Raw genomic sequence first — 3328 nt, forward strand, 5'->3', positions numbered from 1 at the left:
CTGGCGCAACGTACGCCCAGCGTTCTGGAACGTGGTGCGACCACCCGTGTTGTTTTGCACAACGATTTCATCATCGGTACGGATATCAAACGCGGTCGCGCTCCAGCGCAATTGGTCGGCGCGGCCGCGCAAGCCCAGCTCGGCACTGGTGCTGCGGGCAGCGTTGAGGTCGGTGTTGAAGCCGGAGACACCACCGCTGCGGTAGGCCACCTCGTTGAGCGTGGGGATTTCATAGCCTTTGCCGATGCTGGCAAAGGCCTGCACCGAGGGGTTCCATTGCCAACGCGCACCAAACACTGGCAAGGTTCCCTTGAAGCTTTTGCTACCGCTGTCATCCTTGTTGTTGCCCTCGATATAACGGTCAGTAGACTCGTAATCGGTGCTTGTTTGTCGCACGCCGCCCATGAGCGTCAGGTCCTTCGTCCGCCATTCGGCTAGCAGGTATGGGTCAAGCATTTGAGCACGATTGACCTCATCACGACGCAGTCCGCCCTGCACGCCCAGCGTGCTGCCCACGAAGTTTTCATAGCCTTTGCGCTTATCGCTTTGGTGGTCAGACGCCAGGCCAGCGCTGAGCGACAAGCGCCCACCTTGCCAATCGCCCTCGTGCCGCCAGCGGGCGTTCCAGCCCCAGTAGTCGCGTTCCAGATCGATCACGCCGCCCGAACTGCCTGCGTTTCGGTCAACACCATTGAATATATTCGGCGTTTGAGAGGTTTTGGGAATCGACTGAAACTGCTTGACCTGACGCTGACCGCCATAACCCATCAACTCCAGCTTGTGCCCATTGCCCAGCGCTTGCTCGAAGGCCAAACCAAGCTGGGTTTGCGACACCGTTTTTCGGGTGTTGTAGTCCAGTGCAGAAGCGCTGGTTAGCTTGGGGTTGGTGTCCAGTTCGGGGCGGGTAAGACCCTGCGGGTCTAGCGCAAAGCTGCTGTGCCGGTTGAAAACCAGCACGGTGCGCCCGCCTTCGTGCGGACGCGAGAGTTTCAAATTGGCCGTGCTGCGGTCAGCCGCTGACTGGGGCCGCGTGCCGTCGGTTTCGAACTGGCTCAAATCGACGGCGTACGACCAGCCGGGGTCTTGCACCGTGCCGGTTTGGCCTGTCGCTTGGGTGGACAAGCGCCACAAGCCGTCAGAGCCTGCCACCACTCCCGTGCGCCATTGCCCAGGTTGCTGGCCGTCTTCGGTATACAGCAGCATGGCTCCGCCTGAAGATGCGCCATAGAGCGCCGCCATGGGGCCACGCACCACTTCGACCCGGTCGGCACTGCCCAGCGGGAAATTGGCGGCCTGGCCCGAGCCGTCCGGCGCGCTGGCCGGAATGCCGTCCACAAACAGGCGCACCCCGCGCACGCCGAAGGTGGCGCGTGCACCGTAGCCGCGCACCGAGATTTGCAAGTCCTGGGCGTAGTTTTGCCGGTTGCGGATGACCAGCCCCGGCACGCGCCCCAAACTTTCTGACAAGTTGACCTGGGCTTGCCCGTCGCGCAATTCACTGCCATCGACCACATCGACCGATCCGGCACCTCGCCAGACACCGCCGCTTGAGCGCTCGGCAGAGACGACCACGGGCGAAAGCGCCCCAGCATCCTCTGTGGTGCCGGGCTCAGTCCGTGTTTGTGCTTGTGCAATGCCCACACAGAGCAATGCAATGGCAACCAGAATGGGGCGGGGGGGGAACTGGAATTTATCGTTCACGGGGTACACCTTCTTGATCATGAAGTCAGCACCCCACAAAAACTGGGCTGCTCAGATTAAATCGGATCGGCAGCCACTCAATTGGGCTTGCCCACTTCGATCGGTATCGAGGCGTACCAAGCCGCCAGATTTTCAATTTCGGCATCTGTCAAAGGCTTGGCCATGACCGCCATGACCGCATTGACGCGTTTGCCGCTTCGGTATTGCTTGAGTTGCTCTTCAATGTAAATGGCAGGCTGACCGGCCAAGTGGGGCGCATTGGGCATGGTGGAGTAACCATAGGCGCCGTGACAGGTCACGCACATGCCGGCTTTGAGTTGGCCCGCTTTGACGTCTGCCGCTTGGGCCTGAAAAGCCAAACCCAAACTCATGGCCAATGCCAGACCCAGCGCCTGAAAACCGATTGCTTTTGCTGAAAACATCTTCAACCTTTACATCCTTGGAAAAAAAGGCACCCGCGGAGCGCGGGTGCCTTCATCGATCACAACATCAGTTGCCGTAGGTCACGCGGTAGATCGCGCCCACGTAGTCGTCCGAAATCAGCATGGAGCCATCTTTCATGACGGCCACATCCACCGGGCGACCGATGTAGGTGCCGGTTTCAGGGCTCAGCCAGCCTTCAGCAAACACCTCGGACTTGTCAGCCGTGCCGTCAGCCTTCAACGAAACGAAGTTGATCAGCGCGCCGCTGGCGGGGCTGCGGTTCCACGAACCATGCGAGGCGACAAAAATGCCACCACGGTATTTGGCTGGGAACTGCTTGCCCGCGTAGAAAGTCATGCCCAATTGCGCTTGGTGCGCTGGGAATTCGACTTGAGGGAACACCGCATTGGCGGGCTCTTTCATGTTCTTCAAGTCAGGTGCTGCGGAAGAGCCTGCCACCTTGAACTTGCCGTTCCAATAGGGATAGCCGAAATGCTCGCCCTTCTTGGTCGAACGATTCAACTCACCGGGTGGAATGTCGTTGCCCAAACCATCGGTCTGGTTGTCGGTCCACCACAAGCTGCCATCTTTGGGGTTGAAGTCCTGGCCCACAGAATTGCGCATGCCGATGCTGAAGACCTCACGGCCACTGCCATCAAAGGGGTCCATGCGCACGATACCGCCAATGCCCAAGCGGTTGAACTCGTCCACTTTGTCAGCAGGCTGCACGTTGAAAGGCTGACCCAGCGTCACATAAAGCTTGCCGTCCGGACCCACGCGGCAAGTGCGCGCACCGTGGTTGTAAGACTCGTGCTCAGTCGGGATCAACTTACCCTGTGGCACCACTTCGATCACGGCAACATCCGGGCCTTCGTAGAAGAATTCGGCGGCTGGGAAGTTCAGCACGCGGTTGTGTTCAGCCACCACCAGGAAACCGTCCTTGGTCCAGCACACGCCATTGGGCACCTTGAAGTTGAGCGAAGGAGCGAAGGACTTCACCTCGTCGGCTACGCCATCGCTGTTGCGGTCCGTCACAGCCCACACCGTGGTTTTCCGCGTGCCTACAAAGAGCATGTTGGTCGATGGGGCAACGGCCATGTGCCGCGCATCGGGCACCACGGCAAACAACTCGATCTTGAAGCCATCGGGCATCTTGATCTTTTTCAGATTGTTGCGGATCGCGTCGGCATTGCGGCCAGTTTGC

Annotated in this window: 3 protein-coding genes; all 3 read right to left on the reverse strand. The window is 59.6% G+C overall.

Going from position 1 to position 3328, the window contains the following annotated elements; all coding sequences use genetic code 11:
- Window positions 1-1701 (reverse strand): TonB-dependent receptor (locus Q0341_RS13640; RefSeq protein WP_299514362.1); only part of this gene is annotated, 1701 nt, incomplete at its 3' end.
- A gap of 77 nt (window positions 1702-1778) precedes the next feature.
- The gene (locus Q0341_RS13645; protein ID WP_299514365.1) at window positions 1779-2123 is read right to left on the reverse strand and encodes a cytochrome c; all 345 of its coding nucleotides are present in this window, start codon (window positions 2121-2123) and stop codon (window positions 1779-1781) included.
- Between the two features lie 67 nt (window positions 2124-2190).
- On the reverse strand, window positions 2191-3328 hold a 1138-nt coding region (locus tag Q0341_RS13650; RefSeq protein ID WP_299514368.1), incomplete at its 5' end, for a PQQ-dependent sugar dehydrogenase.

Origin of the sequence: uncultured Limnohabitans sp. (assembly GCF_937889215.1) — a bacterium.
Classification (GTDB): Bacteria; Pseudomonadota; Gammaproteobacteria; order Burkholderiales; family Burkholderiaceae_C; genus Limnohabitans_A.

Coding starts and splice junctions, on each gene's coding strand:
- Q0341_RS13645 (WP_299514365.1), bottom strand. CDS start 2,123: ATGTTTTCAGCAAAAGCAATCGGTTTTCAGGCGCTGGGTCTGGCATTG.